Here is a 19,663-nt window from a genome sequence, read left to right as displayed (position 1 = left end):
TTGTTATAGTATAACATTTCAAACTCATTGCAATAAAAAACATTCCAATCGCAGAAAAAAGATAAACTTCCCTATCCATCTAAGTCGATGCCAACGCCAACAGATCAATGCCCTTTACCATTTCACATGCCGTTCTCGCGCCCCCTTTAGCCAAACTCAGTGGTGACCGTTTACCGATTGCTGCCATTGCCATTGGCAGTATGACCCCCGATCTTTATCGACTGTTTACACAAGCCAATTCAAATACTACCCACTACTGGACTTCACTGATTCACCCCGATCTTTGGATTGGACTCAGTTTTTGTGTTTTGTGGTACGCGCTATTGCGGCCCTGTTTTTATCGTTTTTTAGGTATTCAGCATGAGTTAAGGCTGAGCAGTATGCTGCGTTTTTTTAAATTTTCTGTGGCCGTTATTCTCGCAATATTGCTCGGCACGGCTACGCATCTGTTATGGGACGGACTCACCCATGTTGATCACCGAACTTTGTTCGGACATGAGTTTTTAAGCCAGAAGATCTCTTTGTTAGGGCACTATTATCCGCTACATCGCATTTTACAAATTGGCACATCGGCACTGGCTCTGCCCTTGTTGGCGTGGATGGGTTGGCGTTATTACCAAACCTATCAGCAACATTTTCCTGTTAGTCTAAAAATCAAACGCTTTGCGATGGGGCTTTTCATACTGAGCTTTTTAGGTGGTTTAATCAGTGTTTGGGACTATGCACGTTATATCCCCACACAAGTTTGGCAGTCAGACCTGTATTATTTTACGGGGCGAAGTATTAATGAGTTTAGCCAAGTCGCTTTACTGATTTTAATCTTTGGCTGCATTCTGTTTTTATTTTTAGATCGAGACTATCGTTTGGGCTGAATTTATATCAATGCTTAATTGCTATTTCATACCTTTTTTAAGCTATACCTTGAGAGTCAATGCCCAAAGAGGCATAATCCTACCTTTATTTCTGGCGGTACGCTGTTTACGTATTCGCTACCTTTAGCCATATAGTTGGATTTTTAACGCCATGATGCGAACTCATTACTGCGGTTCTTTAACCGAAACTCAAATTGATGAAACAGTAACCCTCTGCGGTTGGGTACACCGTCGCCGTGACCACGGTGGTGTCATCTTCCTTGATATGCGTGACCGTGATGGTCTTGTGCAAGTGGTTATTGACCCAGACACTCCTGAAGCATTTGCAACTGCAGACAAAGTACGTTCAGAATTCGTATTAAAAATTACAGGTCGCGTACGTCGCCGCTACGCAGGCACAGAAAATGCCAATATGGTGAGCGGTCAAATCGAAGTTTTAGGTAAAGAAATCGAAGTTCTTGCTGCATCAGAAACTCCGCCGTTCCCATTGAATGACGACAACACCAATATTTCTGAAGAAATCCGTTTGAAATACCGTTTCTTGGACATCCGTCGCCCTGAAATGTTAGATCGTTTACGTTTCCGTTCTAAGCTAACCAACCTCATTCGTAACTATTTCGAAGACAATGGTTTCTTAGACGTTGAAACCCCGATTTTAACCCGTGCAACGCCTGAAGGTGCACGTGACTACTTAGTGCCAAGCCGTGTTTCAAATGGTAGCTTCTACGCACTTCCACAATCACCACAATTATTCAAACAATTGTTGATGGTCGGTGGTATTGATCGTTACTACCAAATCGCAAAATGTTTCCGTGATGAAGACTTACGTGCAGACCGTCAACCTGAATTCACTCAAATCGACGTTGAAACATCGTTCATGAGTGACGATGACATCATGGATTTAATGGAAACCTTGACCGTTAAGATGTTCAAAGAACTTCTTGATGTTCAATTCGATAAATTCCCACGCATGACCTATACAGATGCTATGCGTGACTATGCATCGGACAAACCAGACTTACGTATTCCTTTGAAATTGGTTGACGTCGCAGACCTAATGCAAGAAGTTGAATTCAAAGTATTCGCAGGTCCAGCGAAAGATCCTAAAGGTCGTATCGTTGCATTACGTGTTCCGGGTGCAGGTTCACTACCACGTAGCCAAATTGATGAATACACGAAATTTGTCGGCATCTACGGTGCAAAAGGTTTAGCGTACATTAAAGTGAACGAGCTTGAAAAAGGCATCGAAGGCTTACAATCTCCAATCGTGAAATTCATCGAGCCAATCGTGCTTGATCTATTGAAACGTGTTGGCGCAGAAAATGGCGATATCGTGTTCTTCGGCGCAGACAAAGCTAAAGTTGTGAACGATGCCATGGGGGCTTTACGTATTAAAGTCGGTCATGACTTGAAAATGTCAACTTGCGAGTGGGCACCGCTTTGGGTCGTTGACTTCCCAATGTTTGAAGAAACAGATGATGGCAAATGGACTTCTGTTCACCACCCATTCACACTGCCTAAATCAAGCGTTGAAGATGTGAAAAATAACCCAGGTGCTGCACTTTCTGTGGCTTATGACATGGTGTTAAACGGTACTGAAATTGGTGGTGGTTCACTACGTATTCATAACCTAGAAATGCAAAAAGCAATCTTCGAAGCTTTAGGTATTGGTGAAGAAGAAGCTGAAGAGAAATTTAGTTTCTTACTCAACGCATTACGTTACGGTGCTCCTCCGCATGGTGGTTTAGCATTCGGTCTAGACCGTTTAGTCATGCTCATGACGGGTGGTGCTTCTATTCGTGATGTGATTGCATTCCCGAAAACCAAAACTGCTGAATGTCCATTAACGCAAGCGCCTGCACCAGTTGAATCAAATCAACTACGTGATTTAGGTATTCGCTTACGTGAAAAACCAAAAGCTGAAGAAACTAAATAATCTTTAGATTTTGATTAAAAAAACCCTGCCATGCGTAGGGTTTTTTTCATTCAAGACAAGACCATCCATTCCATAGATATTATTCTCGCTTCAAATTTTCCAAAATTTCTTTTGAACTTTTAATCTATCCCCCTTACAGTGATTCACGATAGTCTATATTTTATTGCAGCAGTTCTGGCACTGAATCACTCTATTGATTTATTCATTTATTTTGTTCTTAAGACGCTCATCTTTTTTTGATTTTATCTATCTTAGATTTTTAAGTCTCTTTGCAAAATTTTCTCTCATCTCATCTTTTAAAAAGATTTCTGAGTCAAAATATGGCTATTTATTATCTACTTAAAATCATCTCACTTTTTCCATTGTCCTTTTTACAATACATCGCACGCGGAATTGCGTACCTACTTTACTTTAGTGACTCTTCAATTAAGCGTATCACCACCATTAATCTGCAGTTGGCCTACCCTGAACTCGACCCAATAACACTCCAGAAACGCGTTCATCTCAGTATTCAAAGCCAATGTCAGACCTATATTGAATTTTTAAAATGTTGGGGAATGCCTCCACAATACAACCTAGATTTATTGAAAAACATTCATGGTGAATCTGTTCTAACCGAGGCTTTAGCCAATAAAAAAGGCGTGATTGTGGTCATTCCGCATTTTGGTTGTTGGGAGCTGTTAAATGCATGGTTAAATGTCTATACGCAACCAATGATTATGTATAAACCCTATAAAATTAAAGGGATTAACCGCTATATTCTAGCTGCACGTCAAAAGTTTAATGCCACACTAGTTCCCACCGATGAAACGGGTATCCGCAGTATCTTCAGACACTTAAAACAAGGTGGGCTGACGGTGATTTTACCGGATCATCTGCCAAAACCTAGTGGCGGTATTTATTCATATTTTTTCCAGCAGAATACTTTGTCCACGACACTGGTCTCTAAAATGGCGGCAAAAACACAATGCAATGTGATCGGATTAAGTTGTATTCGTAATACTGACGCAGCAGGTTTTGATGTGTACTGTACTGAGCTATCTCAAGATATTTTATCGACAGATCTACAGCTGTCGGTGGACAGTTTAAATCTTGCCATGCAAGACATAATTAACCAAGCACCTGAACAGTATATTTGGTCCTATAAACGTTTTAGAAATTGTTATGGCAATATCAATGCTTATCGGATACAGCCACCAATGTAGGCTCCACAAACTCGCACATGATCTCAAGCAGTTCGAAAGCAATAATTTATGCTATTTGCTAAAGGCCTGAATAGAATACTTTTATTCATTTGAGATCAATTCTCAGCAGTGGCATAATAGCGCACTGTTTTAGATAAGTTGTGAGCAACCAAATGGCTATGCGCCCTGAAGTCCGTCGTCGTGGTATTGTGCTAATTGTGTTTGCAATCGTACAATGGTTTTTCATGCGCTATATTCTAGACAATCAATTATTTAATTTAACCACCTATGACCGTATTGTCTTTTTCTGTGTAAGTAGCCTTGCGGGTGCTTTTGTCATTTTTGTTGGCTTAATTTATATGGTCCTGAAGGGAAATGCGGATAAGGAATAGGTTCTAAATATATGCAAACAATTTCGCCAAAAATATTTAGACAAGTTCAATTGATCAATAAATTGTTTAAAATTTCAAAAAAGCATTATTTTTTGAGAAGATTTTCAAACTTTTTATTCCAGAAAAAAACAGATTTAATTGTTCAGGAATTACAAAAATTACATCTCGATACATTAGAAACGTACAAAGAGAAACTATTAATAAATAATAACCCAAGCATCACTAATATTATTTGGGTATGCTGGTTTCAGGGAGAAGATCAAGCTCCTGCTCTGGTACAAAAGTGTATCTGGAATCTAAAGCAATTTAATCAAGATGAATACACGATTAAAATAGTAACATTAGATAATTATAAAGATTTTATTGATTTACCTTCTTACATTGAAGAAAAATTTAAAAAAGGTATCATCTCTTATACACAACTCTCGGATATATTAAGATTTACCTTGTTAGCAACGCATGGGGGTATATGGATTGATTCAACATATTTAACCCTGTCACCACTTCCCAAATACGTAACAAATCATTCTTTTTTTAGCTTAACTAGCGCTATTTTTCCTACCTACTCAATATCAAAAGGTCGTTGGGCTGGTAATTTTATAAAATTTGGTAAAAATGATTTCATTGCTTTGCTATTTAAAGACTTATTTTTCGAATATTGGAAAAATAACAATCAACTTGTAGATTACTTTTTAATCGACTATTATTTCGAACTTTTATATCGAAATATACAATCTTTCCAAGAGAATCTTAAAAAACTACCTCAATATGGTGACAATCGCCATCTTTTAAATAGCATATTATTTAAAGAGATTAATCAAATTGATAGTTCCAAGTTAGAAAAGGATATCTATAAAATATATAAATTAACCTATAAATTTAAGGCCGAAAAAGCAAATAAGCAAAAAACTTATTTCAGAGAGTATTTCTAAATACTCTCTGAAATAAACCCATTTATTTAAAAAAGTTTCTCATAATAATACTTAACTTCAAAATTTCTTTAATAAAATTTGCGAAACGATCTTTATGTATCACTTTATAGTTGTATAAGTGATTATTTAACATTCTTTTTTTAAAATTATTTAACTGATTTTTTTCGGAAAACTGCTCAACTGTTTTAAATATTTTTTCTGATTTAGCTTCGCTAATTCTCCCATACAAATGACTTGTATCAAAAAAATATGTAGGGTTATCAACGTGCTCAAAATTACCCAAGTCACCAACTCGATACCAAAGCTCTAAGTCTTGCCACATGCAGAAACTCTCATCAAAACCAGAAACTTGTCGTAACGTTTTTGTTTCTGTAAAAATTTGATTACCAACATAGTTTGCAAAAAGGAGATCATCTTTCTTAAAGTATTTTTTAGAAAATAAACTATGCTCTTTTGCTTGATTACTTTTTTCACTTTTAATATTTGAAGTAAATAAAGCGATTGAGTCTTCTCTCTTTTTATTTACCCAATAATCTAGAAAGAACTCAAGGCGATGTGGTAAAAAATAATCATCATCATCTAAGCCTGTAATTAACTCACCTTGTGCTAAATTAATTGCAATATTTCGGCTGACGCATGCACCGCTATTTTTATCCTTAAAAAAATAGCGAATACGTGAATCCACTTTGGCCAACCCAACTAAAAAATCTTGTGTACCATCTGATGAGTTATCATCGACAATAATGATTTCAAAATTTTTATATGTTTGATTCTGTACAGACTGAACTGCCCTTTTTAAAAGCTCCAACCTATTATAGGTTGGTATATATACAGAAATTAGTGGTTCCATCATTCATCTGCACTAATTATAGTTTCAAAAAATGTATAAATCATTTTCACGACAGTTTCCTGTTGTTGATTAGAAATACCATACCATAAAGGCAACCTTAGCAATCTCTCGCTCTCTTTAGTCGTGAATTCATCAAGACCACAAAACTCAGAGTATTTTTCACCTGCGGGAGAGCTATGCAAGGGAACATAATGAAATGTAGCCTGAACACCGTTGTCTTTCAAATATTGGAGTAAACCACTTCTTTGTTTTATATCTTTAACTTTCACATAAAACATATGAGCATTATGTTTACAGTTTTCAGGAATTTGTGATAATTCTATTTTTGAGCTATATGTTAAGGGAACCAATTTTTCATAATAATAGTTCCATGCCTTTAAGCGCTCTTGATTAATATGTTCAGCACTATCCAACTGAGCAAATAAATAAGCAGCCTGAAGCTCACTTGGCAACAAACTACTACCAATATCACTCCAAGTATATTTATCCACCATACCTCTAAAAAACTGGCTACGATTAGTGCCTTTTTCCCTAATAACTTCTGCTCTTTCTATAAACCGTTGATCATTTATGAGTAATAACCCACCCTCACCGCCACTCGTATAATTTTTTGTTTCATGAAAACTAAAAGCAGCTAAATGTCCAATAGTCCCCAATGCCTTTCCTTTATAGGTAGACATGACACCTTGCGCAGCATCTTCAACGACATACAAATGATATTTATGGGCTAAATCCATAATTACATCCATTTCACATGCAACACCTGCATAATGCACTGGAACAATCACTTTTGTTTTTGATGTAATTGCTGCTTCTATTTTTGTTTCATCGATATTCATTGTATCCGGACGAATATCTACAAAAATAATTTTTGCACCTCGTAAAACAAATGCATTTGCCGTACTTACAAAAGTATAGCTTGGCATAATGACTTCATCCCCCTCACAAATATCTAGCAATAATGCTGCTAGCTCAAGTGCATGTGTACAAGAAGGGGTTAATAAAGTTTTTTTACAAGTAAACGAGTCTTCAAACCATTTTTGACATAACTTCGAATACTTACCATCACCTGAGAGCTTTTTAGACTGGATGGCGTCTACAATCAATTTAGTTTCAGAACCTAATACTGGCGCATTATTAAAAGGAATCATCAATCTACCAATTCATTTATTATTTAGACTTATACACAAAATAGTGAGTGTTTTAATGTTGCTTCACCTATCAAAACTTTTCTACCAGACTCATCAGAAACAGTTGTTGCAAGTTTAACATTTCCTTTATCTTCATCGATTTGATTCACTACAATCTGAGCATAATATGTTTGATCCATAAATACTGGTGCTTTAAAATTCATAGACTGGTTTAAATAAATTGTACCAATACCAGGATAATCAGTGCCAAAGATCCTAGAAAATACACTCCCGACAAAAAAACCATGAACTATTGGGCTCTTAAAAAACGTCGTTTTTGCATATTCTTCATCTAAATGAATAGGATTAACATCGCCCGTTATTTCAGCAAACTTTTCCACATCATTTTTTGAAAACCTAAATTTATACAACCTTTCATAATTAAGAGCATTATGCATACATTGATTCGAACTAATAAATTCAAAAAACATGCTTAAATCCATTCATCCTAGTTTGTAATACTATTATTTAAATATTTAAGTTCTAGATCTAATAAATCTTTTTTCCGATCTTTAACTCTTTTTGCAGGATTACCAACATAAATCCCCCATTCCTGAGTGCTTTTATTCACTAGACTTAAAGCACCAATTGAACATCCATCAGCGATACAAACCCCAGGAAATACTATCGTACCTGCCCCTATAATTACATGCTTGCCTAAAGTGACTTCTCTTTTAGTTTCATTTTTATATTCCTTAGGTATCGTTGGGTTAGTCAAAGATGCTCCACTATAATCATCAGATTGTGTAAAAACTTGTACATGATAGGCTAACCCTGAAAAATCGCTAAAAATAATTCCCTTCTCACCACCAGCAACTAGACACATTGGTGCAATATGCACATTTCGACCTATGGTTACCTTCCCAGAAATAACACAAAAATCATCAATCCGCGAATGATCACCAATCGTTATTTGTTCGCAATTATAAATTGAAGCTTTATCACTAATTTTTACGTTTATGCCTAAATTCTTAAAACCCATTGCATTGAGTTGTTCTTCAGATAAATATGCCACTTTTTATGACTCCAACAAACTTTTCCATTTATCTTCAAAGTTTTCTTTTGAAAAGTAATTCTTTATATTGATTTCATTTTTAACTAATTTTTCATTATTAGTTAAACTAAATTCTTCAATATCAAAAATATCAACACCCATTTCTTTCAATAGTTTCCACTGCGACGTTCCAGGCCTCAAGTACACTACTTTCCCCATCCCTAAGAGACTAATAGTATTACCCATAGCCTGCTGTCGTTTGTGATTAAAAATAGCAATATCTATATTTTTAAGAAAACACTGATATTTTTCATAGGTCATGAATTCAGTCAAGGAGACAAACTTATGCTCAAATATAGTCTTACCATATTCGATCACCTGTTCTGCATAAGCTTGATTTCCATAAGATAAAGGTACATAAATCTTAATATTTGACTCTTTAAATTTTTCGAGTTGAGCTAAAGCTTCAATGTGCTCATTTGCAGGGTCAGCAGAATTACCCAATAGAATATGGATAGCTTCATTATGCTTTTGATCAGAACCGTGACTTAAACTAAAAATATTGCTTAAATAGCCAAGGTTTTCAACATACTTTCCTTTGGCTCCAAATCTTTTTCTCGCATATTCAACATCGCCTGGTAGATATGTGAGCAAATACCCCATATTCTTTATGACATATTTTTTATAATAAGCAGATAGGCCAGAATTTATATGAGTCTCATATAAATCCCCCCCCCACATGAGCCAATAGCATTTCTTTAATAGCCAAGGGTTATAAAAAAGAAGTTTTATAACTTTTGAACTAAATAATCCATGTAGTATCACTTTATCAGCGCTATACATTTCTGATAAGAGCTGAAAATAGCTGGTGTTATTAGCTTTTTTTCCTAAAAAAAACACCCCTCTATCTTTTAAAAAACCATAAACACTCTCATCTCCATAAAGATAAAAAACATTACCTTCATGTGAAAATTTTTCCTGTATAAAGTCAATCAAAGGAGGTAAAAACTTATCAGCCATACCGACGTGAATTATTTTTTTTTGCACCGTTTTACCTAATCAACCAATGAGATCAAATACTGACCATAACTATTTTTACTCATAGTATGACCAATTTTTAAAATCTGCTCTTTACTTAACCAACCTTGATTAAATGCAATTTCTTCCAAGCATGCCACTTTATAGCCTTGACGCTTTTCTAAAGTTTCTACAAATTGTGCAGCTTCAAGTAAACTACTATGTGTACCTGTGTCGAGCCATGCAAAACCACGTCCAAGTAGTTCCACATTTAAATCCCCACGTTCCAAATACATTTGGTTCACGGTGGTAATTTCTAATTCGCCACGCTCTGATGGTTTAACTTGTTTGGCAATTTGAATCACATCATTGTCATAGAAATACAGTCCCGTTACTGCAAAATGAGACTTTGGATGTTGAGGTTTTTCTTCTAGTGAAATTGCGCGTTTCTGATCATCAAACTCAACGACACCAAAGCGTTCTGGGTCTTTTACTTGATAACCAAAAACTGTTGCACCTTTTTCACGCGCAACAGCCTGTTTTAGCATTGGTGTAAAACCTTGACCATAGAAAATATTATCGCCTAGTACTAAACACACATTACTATCACCAATAAACTCTTCACCAATAATAAATGCTTGTGCTAAACCATCTGGACTTGGCTGAATGGCATATTGGAGACGAATACCAAATTGTGTACCATCACCCAGTAAACGCTCAAAGCTCTCTTTATCTTCTGGTGTTGTAATAATAAGGATATCCTGAATTCCTGCCAGCATGAGCACAGAAAGTGGATAATAAATCATTGGCTTATCATAAATAGGTAAAAGTTGCTTTGAAACACCCTTTGTAATTGGATACAAACGTGTACCCGAGCCACCCGCTAGAATAATACCCTTTGTTGTTATGGCCATTATGCGTTTACACCTAATCTTTCACGTTGGTAGCTACCATCTTGTACTCGATGGCACCAATCTAAATTATTTAAATACCATTCAACCGTTTTTCGTATACCCGTTTCGAAGGTTTCTTGTGGCGTCCAACCGAGTTCTTTTTCAATTTTTGCCGCATCGATCGCATAACGCAAATCATGCCCAGGACGATCTTCGACAAATTTAATAAGAGACTCATACTTTTGACCATTGGCTTGAGGCTTTAATTCATCCAAGATATTACAAATCGTTTTTACGACTTCAATATTTTTTTTTTCGTTATGTCCACCAATATTATAGGTTTGCCCTACAGCGCCTGTAGTAACAACTTGATACAGCGCACGTGCATGATCCTCAACAAAAAGCCAATCCCGAATCTGATCACCCTTACCATAAATAGGTAAAGGTTTCATATCTAGAGCATTGAGAATAACTAAAGGGATTAGTTTCTCTGGAAAATGATATGGCCCATAATTATTTGAACAGTTGGTCACAATTGTTGGCAAACCATAGGTTCTGTGCCATGCGCGAACCAAATGATCTGAACTTGCCTTACTTGCTGAATATGGTGAACTTGGTGCATATGGTGTTGTTTCTTTAAAAAGGTCCGTCGTTCCCTCTAAATCACCATACACTTCATCGGTTGAAATATGATGAAAGCGAAAAGATTCTTTTACTTCTGCGGTTAGACTTAGCCAATATTTTCGTGCAGCTTCTAATAAACTATAAGTTCCCACAATATTGGTTTGGATAAATGTAGCAGGACCATCAATTGAGCGGTCGACATGCGATTCAGCAGCCAAATGCATCACTACATTCGGTTGAAAGTTTTCAAAGATTTTTTCTAATTCAACCTGATCACAAATATCGGTTTGGAAAAATTGATAGCGTTCACTTTGTTCAATGGATTGAAGTGACTCCAGATTACCTGCATAAGTCAACTTATCGACATTTAAAACATGATGATGGGTGTTTTCAATAATATGACGTATTACTGCTGAACCAATAAATCCAACGCCGCCAGTTACTAGAATGCGCATTTCAAGCTGTTCCTATCATTTCATCACATTTATATTTTGATTTTTTAAATAAGGTATCAACGTATTCAGTTTAAGTATCAAATCAACTTTTATTTAAACTCAACCCGCTTAGCCACTAACGCATATTTTATTTGTTTCAATATACGTAAAATCTCCAGTCGAACTTTAGCCAAGCCCTTCTTCTTTTGCTTTTTCATTCGAGCTTTACGCTCTGCAAGCAAGTCGCTTGAAAGCGTCGTTTTCTTTTCAGGAAATAACATCATTTCCTGTATACATAAAGCAGGCGTCATCTGATATACGGGATGAAATGTATGACGTATAAATTCATCAAACATCACTTGGTCCAGTGGGATCAATTGAATTTTTTTCACATATTCCAAATATTTTTGAGCACCTTCAAGACTCAGGATATAACCTGCGGTGCCCAAGTTTTTTCCCGTGAGTTGAACAATATGACGCATGCCATTTGCTATTTCCGACTGGGCATTACCGAGAAAAACTTGATCTGCAAATGCTTCCGTCTTAATAATGTCCCAATTTGGGTTGATCCAGCCTGCGTTATTTAATAATTCAGCAGCAGAATTACCTAAATACACATCATCTTCAAAAATAGCCAAATGAGGAATGTGCTCATCTACCATTTTTTGCCAAATCGAGACATGACTCATAAAACAAGCCAACTCACCAGGACTTAAAAACTCATCCTGAATATTGAGCTGCATTTTTTCTGCTAAAGGACGTGCTAAATCAGGCGTCAGTGCATCGAAAAATTCAAACTCCACATTCTGTTTGCCGAATTCTCGCACGATATGCTCACGACGCGCAGCCGCTGTTTTTAAGCTAATGACTATATTTTTCATATCGATACTACTTATTTCGATGCAACCAAATGCTTTACAGCATAAAGCTTATCACGCCACATCCGCTTTTGTTTCTTGATGCCGTGAGAAAGACTACGCCCTTCTTTTTCTTTACGGGAAATACCTTGTGCTGCCACAGTGCCCAAGATATCACTATCCAAGCCAGCAGGTTTCACTAAAGCAGGCCACACGCCTAAACCCTTCCCATTTTTACTGAGCCATGTTTGAAAGAAAATATCGACAGGCATGGTCATTTTTCTCCCAGCTTGCATAAATGCTTCTGCACCTTGACGTGACCACACCAAACCTAAACCACGAATAGGAAAATAAAAAGCATGCCATAAGCTCATACCCTCAACATTCGTAATATCTTTAGCTAGCTTTTTCTTTTTGGTTGCAATGTTAATCAAATACCAATCCAGCTCTTTATGCTGATCGAGATACTCAATCACGCCATTAAGCTTGTTTTTAAAGTCTTGGTTGATTTTCATATCGTCTTCAAGCACCACCAAATAATCAGCATCCGTACTTAAAAATTGCTCCGCACAGCCATAATGACTTAAATAGCAGCCCAATTCCGAATTCATCAATCTGCGACCGAGCACGTCGTTCGCCCCCTGATCATCGTAGTTTACAAATTCAGTTAAATCTTTACCACGACCATCGACTGCAGAAAAGCGCTCAAAATGCCAGTTAACTTGATTCAGCTGCTGAGTTGCTCTTTCAAGTCGCTCCTGACTGCCGTCCAAATTAATCAAATAAGTAACAACTTTCATCATGAACCTTTAAACTAAAACTGAATGGGGCAAATAGCCTGCTAATTTTTCATGCATAGCAGTACTGATTTTTTTCGCAGCGTCACTATCAAGCTGATCCAAACTCTGTATACAACCATACTTAATCTCAGGATTATGCAACGCCTGTATAAAACTGTTCAAACTGTCCTGATTTTTAAGGTAGGCCAATTCAAGATCTGGTTTCAACTCCGCCTGCTGTTTTTGAATCTTAATGTGGTTCATTAATGAAATTGGATTCAACTGCTCTACACTACGAAATTTAAACTTGATCTGGGTTTCTAAAAGCTGTGGATGTTCCAGCAAATAATCTTTTAATGCATGGCGATCTACAATATGTGGATAATGATGGATTTCAAAAAATTTCTTAAAGCCCAAAACATCCGCACCAAGCATCTGCGCAATCATATGTTTCGGCTGAATTGGCTTTCCAAATTGGCGACTCATTAGCTGACGATATTTGAGCTTTACTTTGAGTGCAAAACTATTTTGCCAATGACCATAGATCACCAAGCTATCCGTTTTTAAAAAGTCTTCGACTTGTGCAGGCGCATTAAAAAAGAAATCGTCATTGAGATAGATAAAATATTCCGACAATCCTTCAATATTCCACAGCATGCTTTCAATGGAACGGGTATTGAAGGTCGGTAAATACTCTTCAAAACCTCTAAAAATTTCTCGGTGATCAACCACACGAATTTTATCTACAGCGCACAAACCTTGCGCTGCAAATTCATCGATAAACTCAGGACGCTGATTATCTGCCACTACATAGATATGACGACAAAAAGGGACATATTTTAAAATTGAAGCAATGTTGTAATAAATTTCGTTATTACTGGCGAAACGCGTATCACTGACTGCATCAGATGCATCGTCACCAGTCAGATATTTATGGCGTTTCTTTTTTAATTCAAGATCATTGCCATCTACCCAGGCAATCACGATATCAATATTTTGCATTCACTTGATCACTTCAAAATCTGAGTCTAATGGACAATTATTGCCAAGCATCCTTAATCCACTGTGATGGCAATACATAACGATACCATTTCCCACCACCACCATTAATCGCATCAGGTGGATTGATTTCACCATGGAAAATAATGACCTTAACCCCTTCAGGTTTTACAGGCGGTTTAAAGTATGCCAACGGAATTTTTTGCAAACAGTGATATTTGTAACTCTTACACCAACTATCAGGCCAGTAAGAAAGTTTTTTCTCTTGATCGACATACCAAGACAAATAAGCTTGCTCATTGCGGAATTTTTGACGAATTTCATCAAAATGCTCCCGAAAATAAGGCATCAGTCCAGGGAAAGCACCCAGTTTAAAACGGTAAACCGAGCTGTTACCTGTAATCCGCCAAGGGCGTTTCCAGTCATGAATAATTAGGAAGTCCCCAGGATGGGTAAAGAAACTGTCAATATTGTCAACAATCACCACATCCAAATCTAAAAAGAGCGCATTACCTTGTAAACCGTACAAATCTGGCTCGAATGTAGACAATTTATTCCAACCGCGTTCAGGACTTCCTTCTGGAAGCGCTAAAGGTGGAATGGGAAAACATTCAACTGCAGGATCGATTCCTTCTGTGCGGTCTGTTAAACAAACCATCTTAAAATCAACCGTGGTGTGACGCTTCACCATGTTATATAAACGATTGACGTACTCGGCCCCATATTTAGTGCCCCATTTCATGCATAACACAATATTTTGATCTGTCTGTGTTTCAGCCTGTTTTGACAACGAGTCGTTTACGTTTTCCTGCATGTTCTATCATCCACCAGCATTCTGCGTTGTATCATAACATTTCTTGCAATAAGTTAGTGTATGGCTTTTTCAAAGCCCTCATAATACTCAAAAATAGTTTGTGCTATGATACGAAATCGCTTTATGTAAATCCTTTACAAGGTTCACTTAAGCCCTCATATGAAGAATATATAATCAGGTTGATATGAAAATAGCAGTTGCAGGCACAGGTTACGTCGGCCTTTCTAATGCCATGATCTTCTCACAACATCATGAAGTGATTGCACTAGACATCATCGACACGAAAGTCGACATGTTGAATCAAAAAATCTCTCCGATTCAAGACGCAGATATATCGACATTTTTAAGCGAAAAGCCGCTTAATTTTCGTGCCACAACTGACAAATATGAAGCCTATCAAGGCGCTGATTTTGTCATTATTGCAACACCCACCGACTATGATACGCAAACCAATTATTTCAACACACAAAGTGTGGAAAGTGTCATTCGAGATGTGGTCGAGATCAACCCTCAGGCAACGATGATTATCAAATCAACAGTGCCAGTGGGCTTTACTCAAAAAGTCAAAAACCAATATCACACTGACAATGTGATCTTCTCCCCAGAGTTTTTACGTGAAGGCAAGGCGCTGCATGACAACCTTTATCCCTCTCGGATTATTGTTGGTGAAAAGTCAGAACGTGCTCAATTGTTTGCAGATATGCTGATCGAAGGTGCAATCAAAAAAGACAGCCCTGTATTGTTCACTGACTCAACTGAAGCCGAAGCGATTAAGTTATTTGCCAACACCTATCTCGCGATGCGTGTCGCTTACTTTAATGAACTCGATACTTATGCCCAGTCTTTCGGTCTAGACACTCGTCAAATTATTGAAGGCGTATGTTTAGATCAACGCATTGGCAATCATTATAACAACCCATCGTTTGGCTATGGTGGCTATTGTCTACCGAAAGACACCAAACAACTTCTTGCCAACTACAATCAAGTGCCGAGCAACCTGATTCAGGCCATTGTAGATTCCAACAGTACCCGTAAAGACTTTATTGCAGACTCTATTATTGCAAAAAATCCTAATACCGTCGGCATTTATCGTTTAGTGATGAAAAGTGGCTCTGATAACTTCCGTGCGTCCGCGATCCAAGGCGTCATGAAACGCATTAAGGCCAAAGGCATTGATGTGATTGTTTATGAACCAACCTTAAATGAGGATGAGTTTTTCAAATCCAAAGTGATTAATGATTTAGAACAATTTAAACAACAAAGTGATGTCATCATCGCCAATCGTAAGTCACAGGATTTAAGCGATGTTGAAGACAAAATCTATACCCGTGATATTTTTGGAGGCGATGAATGAACGTTTTAGTAACAGGTGCAGCAGGCTTTATCGGCTTTCATGTCTCTAAAAAACTACTCGAGCGTGGTGATAGAGTTGTCGCTTTTGACAATATGAATGATTATTATGATCCTGCTTTAAAGCAAGCTCGTATCGACTTATTACATCAAACTGCTCAGCAAAGTGCTGGCCAATTTGACTTCATTCAAGCCAATCTTGCCGATAAAACAGCAGTTGATCAATGCTTTCAACAACACCAGTTTGACCGTGTGATTCACTTGGCTGCACAAGCAGGCGTGCGCTACTCACTTGAAAATCCAATGAGTTATGTAGAAAGCAATATTATTGGCTTTACCAATATTATTGAAGCTTGCCGCTATGCGAAAACACCACATCTGACCTATGCCAGCACCAGCAGCGTATACGGTGCAAATACCACCATGCCTTTTAGTGAGCAACATGGTGTAAACCATCCAATTCAGTTTTATGCAGCAACAAAACGTGCAAATGAATTAATGGCGCATAGCTATAGTCACCTATTTCAATTGCCAACCACAGGCTTACGTTTCTTTACGGTCTATGGACCTTGGGGACGCCCCGATATGGCGCTGTTTAAGTTCACCAAAAACATCATTGCGGGTCAATCAATTCCCGTATTTAACCATGGTAATCACACCCGCGATTTCACATTTATTGAAGACATTGCTGAAGGCGTGATTCGCTCAAGTGATCAAATTGCTGAGGTCAACCCAAATTGGGACAGCAATCACCCAGATCCAGCGACCAGCAATGCGCCTTTCCGTATATTCAACATCGGCAATAACAATCCTGTGAAACTCATCGAATATATTCAAGCAATTGAAAAAGCCGTTGGCCAAGAAGCCATTTTAGAATTACTCCCGCTTCAAGCAGGTGATGTACCTGATACCTATGCAGATAGCAGCGCTTTAGAAAAAAGTGTGGGGTATAAACCCTCTGTTTCAGTTGAAGCTGGTGTGAAACAATTTGTAGATTGGTATCGTGACTTTTATCAGGTTTAAATAAAAAGCCACTCGCTAATTAAACCAATCTAAAATAAAAACCCTAATTACTGTGTAATTAGGGTTTTTAAATACAGGTGTATTTAAATTAAATTGTAGATCGTTACACTATAAATTTTTCTTACTAAATCACCATCCAACACAAAACTGTCCCCTATACCTATACAAATTCTTTGAGGTAGAAAAAATCTATCCTTCCTTCTGTTGAAGATCCTCAACTAAATAAACGAAGGTTATTTTTAAATAGCAACATCTTAGCAATAGGATAACTTTTATTTATACTCGATGAGGTTTATGGAATGGCTTTTATTAAAAATTACAGTATCAAAAAATATTAAGCCTATACAAAACATTGGCTTAAATTATTTAAGAGAAATACCAAATTAAACACCACCAGAGCCATCATAAATAATCCTATGATGACTCTACCTTTATAAAAATAATTTATTTATTTTTCTTTTTGCATATATTTATCAATATATGATTAAGAACGCCATAATTCTCCAAGTTTTACATCCCACTCAACAGGAGAAATAACCATACGTCCTGCATTTGGGGTCAATGTAATTTCACTAAACAGCACTTCATCTTGTGACAATAGGAAGTCAATTCGGCTATAACCATATTCCAAACATAACTGCTCAGATAGCTCAACCATTTTATGCATCTTGCACGGTTCTATCACCGCTTCTGGCGTATTTTCTTTGCAATCTACGGTGAAAGGCTGTAGCACCCAAGAGGTATCATAAATATTTGAATACTCTGTACCATCACTCCCTTGGACATCGACTTCAACATACTTAGGCTGCCCTTCAAAACAGTGAACACGACATGTTGTAATGGTGGCATTCGTGTTAGCATCACGATATAAGTCAACATAATGCTCTGCCAAGATGAGCGGCGAAATATTTTTATAGTGCCACTCTCGCTTGCGGTAGTACATATTCATTTTTAAACTGTTATTTAGTTTGCTTTCCGCTCTATTAACATCAAATGTACCTTTATCGCGACAAATAATAGCGCTTCCACTGTCGTGGGTACACTTTAAAACGAATTGGTTCGGAAGTTGATCAAAATCAATATTCTTAAAGTCACAATATGTGCCTATAAGTGGGACCAGATGTTTTTCTCCAATCCGATCTATAATCAATTCTCTTACTGCCGATTTATCAGCTAATTTGGTATGTAGTGCACTTCTTTCAAAAATCATTCGTGCAGTAACTTTCTCATTAAAACTTTCAGGTTGATTAAAATTTGGGGTATACCCTAATTTATTAATAAACCTTTTTTTTAGATATCTCTCATCAGAAACAAATAATGTTCTAAATACTTTTGCTTTATATATAAGACTGTTAATCATAGGTAAAAATTTTAAATACATCTCATTCTTACCAAATAATAACAAATTAATTATATTATGTATGCTTTAAGAATATTTTTTTTACTAAAAGTTCAAAAATCTTCGATCCTTTATAAACAACTAAATGCTATAAAATATAATTCATATACCTTTTTAAATAATGAAAATAAAAAAGGGCTCCGAAGAGCCCTTTTTCACCTAATTACTTATTTTACATAAGTTAACCAGTGTGCGTATTTCGGGTCTTTACCCTTAACCGCATTAAAGAATGTGGTTTGAATTTGTTCAGTAATAGGACCACGCGTACCTGAACCGATTTCACGGTCATCATATTCACGAATAGGCGTCACTTCAGCAGCAGTACCTGTAAAGAATGCTTCATCTGCAATATAGAATTCATCACGTGTAATACGACGCTCAACCACGTCATAGCCCAAGTCTTTTGCGATGGTAATAATGGTTTGACGCGTAATACCATCCAGTGCACCACCCGCGATATCTGGCGTATGTAAAACACCATCTTTCACCAAGAATACGTTTTCGCCAGAACCTTGGCATACATAACCTTGAGGGTCGAGCAACATTGCTTCGTCATAACCTGAATGCGCTACTTCTTGGTGAGCCAAAATCGACAAGGTGTAGTTACCTGATGCTTTCGCTTTACACATCGTCACGTTTGGATGGTGATGGGTAAACGATGAAGTTTTCACTCGAATACCTTTCGCCATTGCTTCATCACCAAGGTACGCACCCCAGCTCCATGCCGCTACTACTGCATGAATCGTATTGTCTGTTGCAGCAATACCTAATTTTTCCGAACCAATAAAAATAATTGGACGCAAGTAGCAAGACGCTAATTTATTTTCACGAACCACATCAATTTGAGCTTGCTCTAGTGTTGCTTGATCAAACGGGACTTTCATTTGATAAATTTTTGCAGAGTTCAATAAACGCTTAGTGTGTTCTTTTAGACGGAAAATAGCCGTGCCATTCGGTGTTTCATAGGCACGGACACCTTCAAACACACCCATGCTGTAGTGCAAGGTATGTGTTAATACGTGAGTTTTTGCCTCACGCCAGTCAACCAATTGTCCATCTTGCCAAATAAAACCATCACGATCAGCCAAATTCATGACACACACTCCAAATTTATATACACAGTC

20 protein-coding genes are annotated in these 19,663 nt (G+C 37.2%); 7 read left to right on the top strand and 13 right to left on the bottom strand.

Translation table 11 applies throughout. From position 1 onward, the window contains the following. Positions 1 to 107 precede the first annotated feature (107 nt). From F946_RS13970 to F946_RS13950, 5 genes are all read left to right on the top strand, one after another. Entirely contained in the window at positions 108 to 872 is a 765-nt protein-coding gene (locus tag F946_RS13970; protein ID WP_004983576.1) for a DUF4184 family protein, read from the top strand. Between the two features lie 151 nt (positions 873 to 1,023). After that, positions 1,024 to 2,808 (top strand): aspartate--tRNA ligase, encoded by a 1,785-nt coding sequence (aspS, locus tag F946_RS13965; protein WP_004697728.1) that lies wholly within the window; start codon positions 1,024 to 1,026, stop codon positions 2,806 to 2,808. Between the two features lie 320 nt (positions 2,809 to 3,128). Beyond that, entirely contained in the window at positions 3,129 to 4,013 is an 885-nt protein-coding gene (locus F946_RS13960) for a lysophospholipid acyltransferase family protein (protein ID WP_004983574.1), read from the top strand. 152 nt (positions 4,014 to 4,165) lie between these two features. Then, positions 4,166 to 4,384, top strand: coding sequence for a hypothetical protein (locus F946_RS13955; RefSeq protein WP_004983573.1), 219 nt, complete (start codon positions 4,166 to 4,168; stop codon positions 4,382 to 4,384). A gap of 11 nt (positions 4,385 to 4,395) precedes the next feature. After that, a complete protein-coding gene (locus F946_RS13950; protein WP_004983572.1) occupies positions 4,396 to 5,316 on the top strand; it encodes a capsular polysaccharide synthesis protein in 921 nt (306 codons plus the stop codon). A gap of 22 nt (positions 5,317 to 5,338) precedes the next feature. Here F946_RS13950 and F946_RS13945 read toward each other — a convergent pair whose 3' ends face one another. From F946_RS13945 to F946_RS13895, 11 genes are all read right to left on the bottom strand, one after another. Then, positions 5,339 to 6,169, bottom strand: a complete 831-nt coding sequence (locus F946_RS13945) for a glycosyltransferase (RefSeq protein ID WP_004983570.1) — start codon at positions 6,167 to 6,169, stop codon at positions 5,339 to 5,341. Then, positions 6,166 to 7,317, bottom strand: a complete 1,152-nt coding sequence (gene rffA / locus F946_RS13940) for a dTDP-4-amino-4,6-dideoxygalactose transaminase (RefSeq protein ID WP_004983564.1) — start codon at positions 7,315 to 7,317, stop codon at positions 6,166 to 6,168. The genes F946_RS13945 and rffA overlap by 4 nt, the downstream gene beginning before the upstream one ends. A gap of 29 nt (positions 7,318 to 7,346) precedes the next feature. Beyond that, entirely contained in the window at positions 7,347 to 7,787 is a 441-nt protein-coding gene (locus tag F946_RS13935; RefSeq protein ID WP_004983563.1) for a MaoC family dehydratase, read from the bottom strand. 17 nt (positions 7,788 to 7,804) lie between these two features. Beyond that, positions 7,805 to 8,371 carry an acyltransferase gene (locus F946_RS13930; RefSeq protein ID WP_004983562.1) on the bottom strand — a complete coding sequence of 189 codons (567 nt, stop codon included), beginning with the start codon at positions 8,369 to 8,371 and terminating at the stop codon, positions 7,805 to 7,807. A gap of 3 nt (positions 8,372 to 8,374) precedes the next feature. After that, positions 8,375 to 9,397, bottom strand: a complete 1,023-nt coding sequence (locus F946_RS13925; RefSeq protein WP_035327130.1) for a TDP-N-acetylfucosamine:lipid II N-acetylfucosaminyltransferase family protein — start codon at positions 9,395 to 9,397, stop codon at positions 8,375 to 8,377. Positions 9,398 to 9,405: 8 nt separating this feature from the next. Beyond that, complete coding sequence (rfbA, locus tag F946_RS13920; RefSeq protein WP_004983560.1) at positions 9,406 to 10,281, bottom strand: glucose-1-phosphate thymidylyltransferase RfbA; 876 nt, start codon at positions 10,279 to 10,281, stop codon at positions 9,406 to 9,408. Then, the gene (gene rfbB, locus F946_RS13915) at positions 10,281 to 11,339 is read right to left on the bottom strand and encodes a dTDP-glucose 4,6-dehydratase (RefSeq protein ID WP_004983559.1); all 1,059 of its coding nucleotides are present in this window, start codon (positions 11,337 to 11,339) and stop codon (positions 10,281 to 10,283) included. Before rfbB ends, rfbA begins: the two co-directional genes overlap by 1 nt. 89 nt (positions 11,340 to 11,428) lie before the next feature. Further along, positions 11,429 to 12,199 carry a glycosyltransferase family 25 protein gene (locus tag F946_RS13910; RefSeq protein WP_004983558.1) on the bottom strand — a complete coding sequence of 257 codons (771 nt, stop codon included), beginning with the start codon at positions 12,197 to 12,199 and terminating at the stop codon, positions 11,429 to 11,431. An 11-nt stretch (positions 12,200 to 12,210) separates the two neighbouring features. Next, positions 12,211 to 12,975 (bottom strand): glycosyltransferase family 25 protein, encoded by a 765-nt coding sequence (locus F946_RS13905; RefSeq protein ID WP_004983557.1) that lies wholly within the window; start codon positions 12,973 to 12,975, stop codon positions 12,211 to 12,213. Between the two features lie 9 nt (positions 12,976 to 12,984). After that, positions 12,985 to 13,956 carry a stealth family protein gene (locus F946_RS13900; protein WP_004983556.1) on the bottom strand — a complete coding sequence of 324 codons (972 nt, stop codon included), beginning with the start codon at positions 13,954 to 13,956 and terminating at the stop codon, positions 12,985 to 12,987. Between the two features lie 37 nt (positions 13,957 to 13,993). Then, on the bottom strand, positions 13,994 to 14,767 hold the full coding sequence (locus F946_RS13895; protein WP_004983555.1) for a hypothetical protein: 774 nt from the start codon (positions 14,765 to 14,767) through the stop codon (positions 13,994 to 13,996). A 184-nt stretch (positions 14,768 to 14,951) separates the two neighbouring features. On the opposite strand from F946_RS13895, the gene F946_RS13890 reads away from it, so the two are divergent. Then, entirely contained in the window at positions 14,952 to 16,121 is a 1,170-nt protein-coding gene (locus tag F946_RS13890) for a nucleotide sugar dehydrogenase (protein ID WP_004983553.1), read from the top strand. Beyond that, positions 16,118 to 17,140 (top strand): NAD-dependent epimerase, encoded by a 1,023-nt coding sequence (locus F946_RS13885; protein WP_004983551.1) that lies wholly within the window; start codon positions 16,118 to 16,120, stop codon positions 17,138 to 17,140. Before F946_RS13890 ends, F946_RS13885 begins: the two co-directional genes overlap by 4 nt. 484 nt (positions 17,141 to 17,624) lie before the next feature. On the opposite strand, the gene F946_RS13880 is transcribed toward F946_RS13885, so the two are convergent. Then, complete coding sequence (locus F946_RS13880; protein ID WP_035327151.1) at positions 17,625 to 18,500, bottom strand: ATP-grasp fold amidoligase family protein; 876 nt, start codon at positions 18,498 to 18,500, stop codon at positions 17,625 to 17,627. Positions 18,501 to 18,706: 206 nt separating this feature from the next. Further along, positions 18,707 to 19,633, bottom strand: coding sequence for a branched-chain amino acid transaminase (locus F946_RS13875; protein ID WP_004983545.1), 927 nt, complete (start codon positions 19,631 to 19,633; stop codon positions 18,707 to 18,709). Positions 19,634 to 19,663: the final 30 nt, after the last annotated feature.

Origin of the sequence: Acinetobacter johnsonii ANC 3681 (genome assembly GCF_000368805.1) — a bacterium.
Lineage (GTDB): Bacteria > Pseudomonadota > Gammaproteobacteria > Pseudomonadales > Moraxellaceae > Acinetobacter > Acinetobacter johnsonii.
The sequence above is the reverse complement of the archived record's forward strand: the minus strand, read 5'-3'. Positions and strand labels throughout refer to the sequence as shown.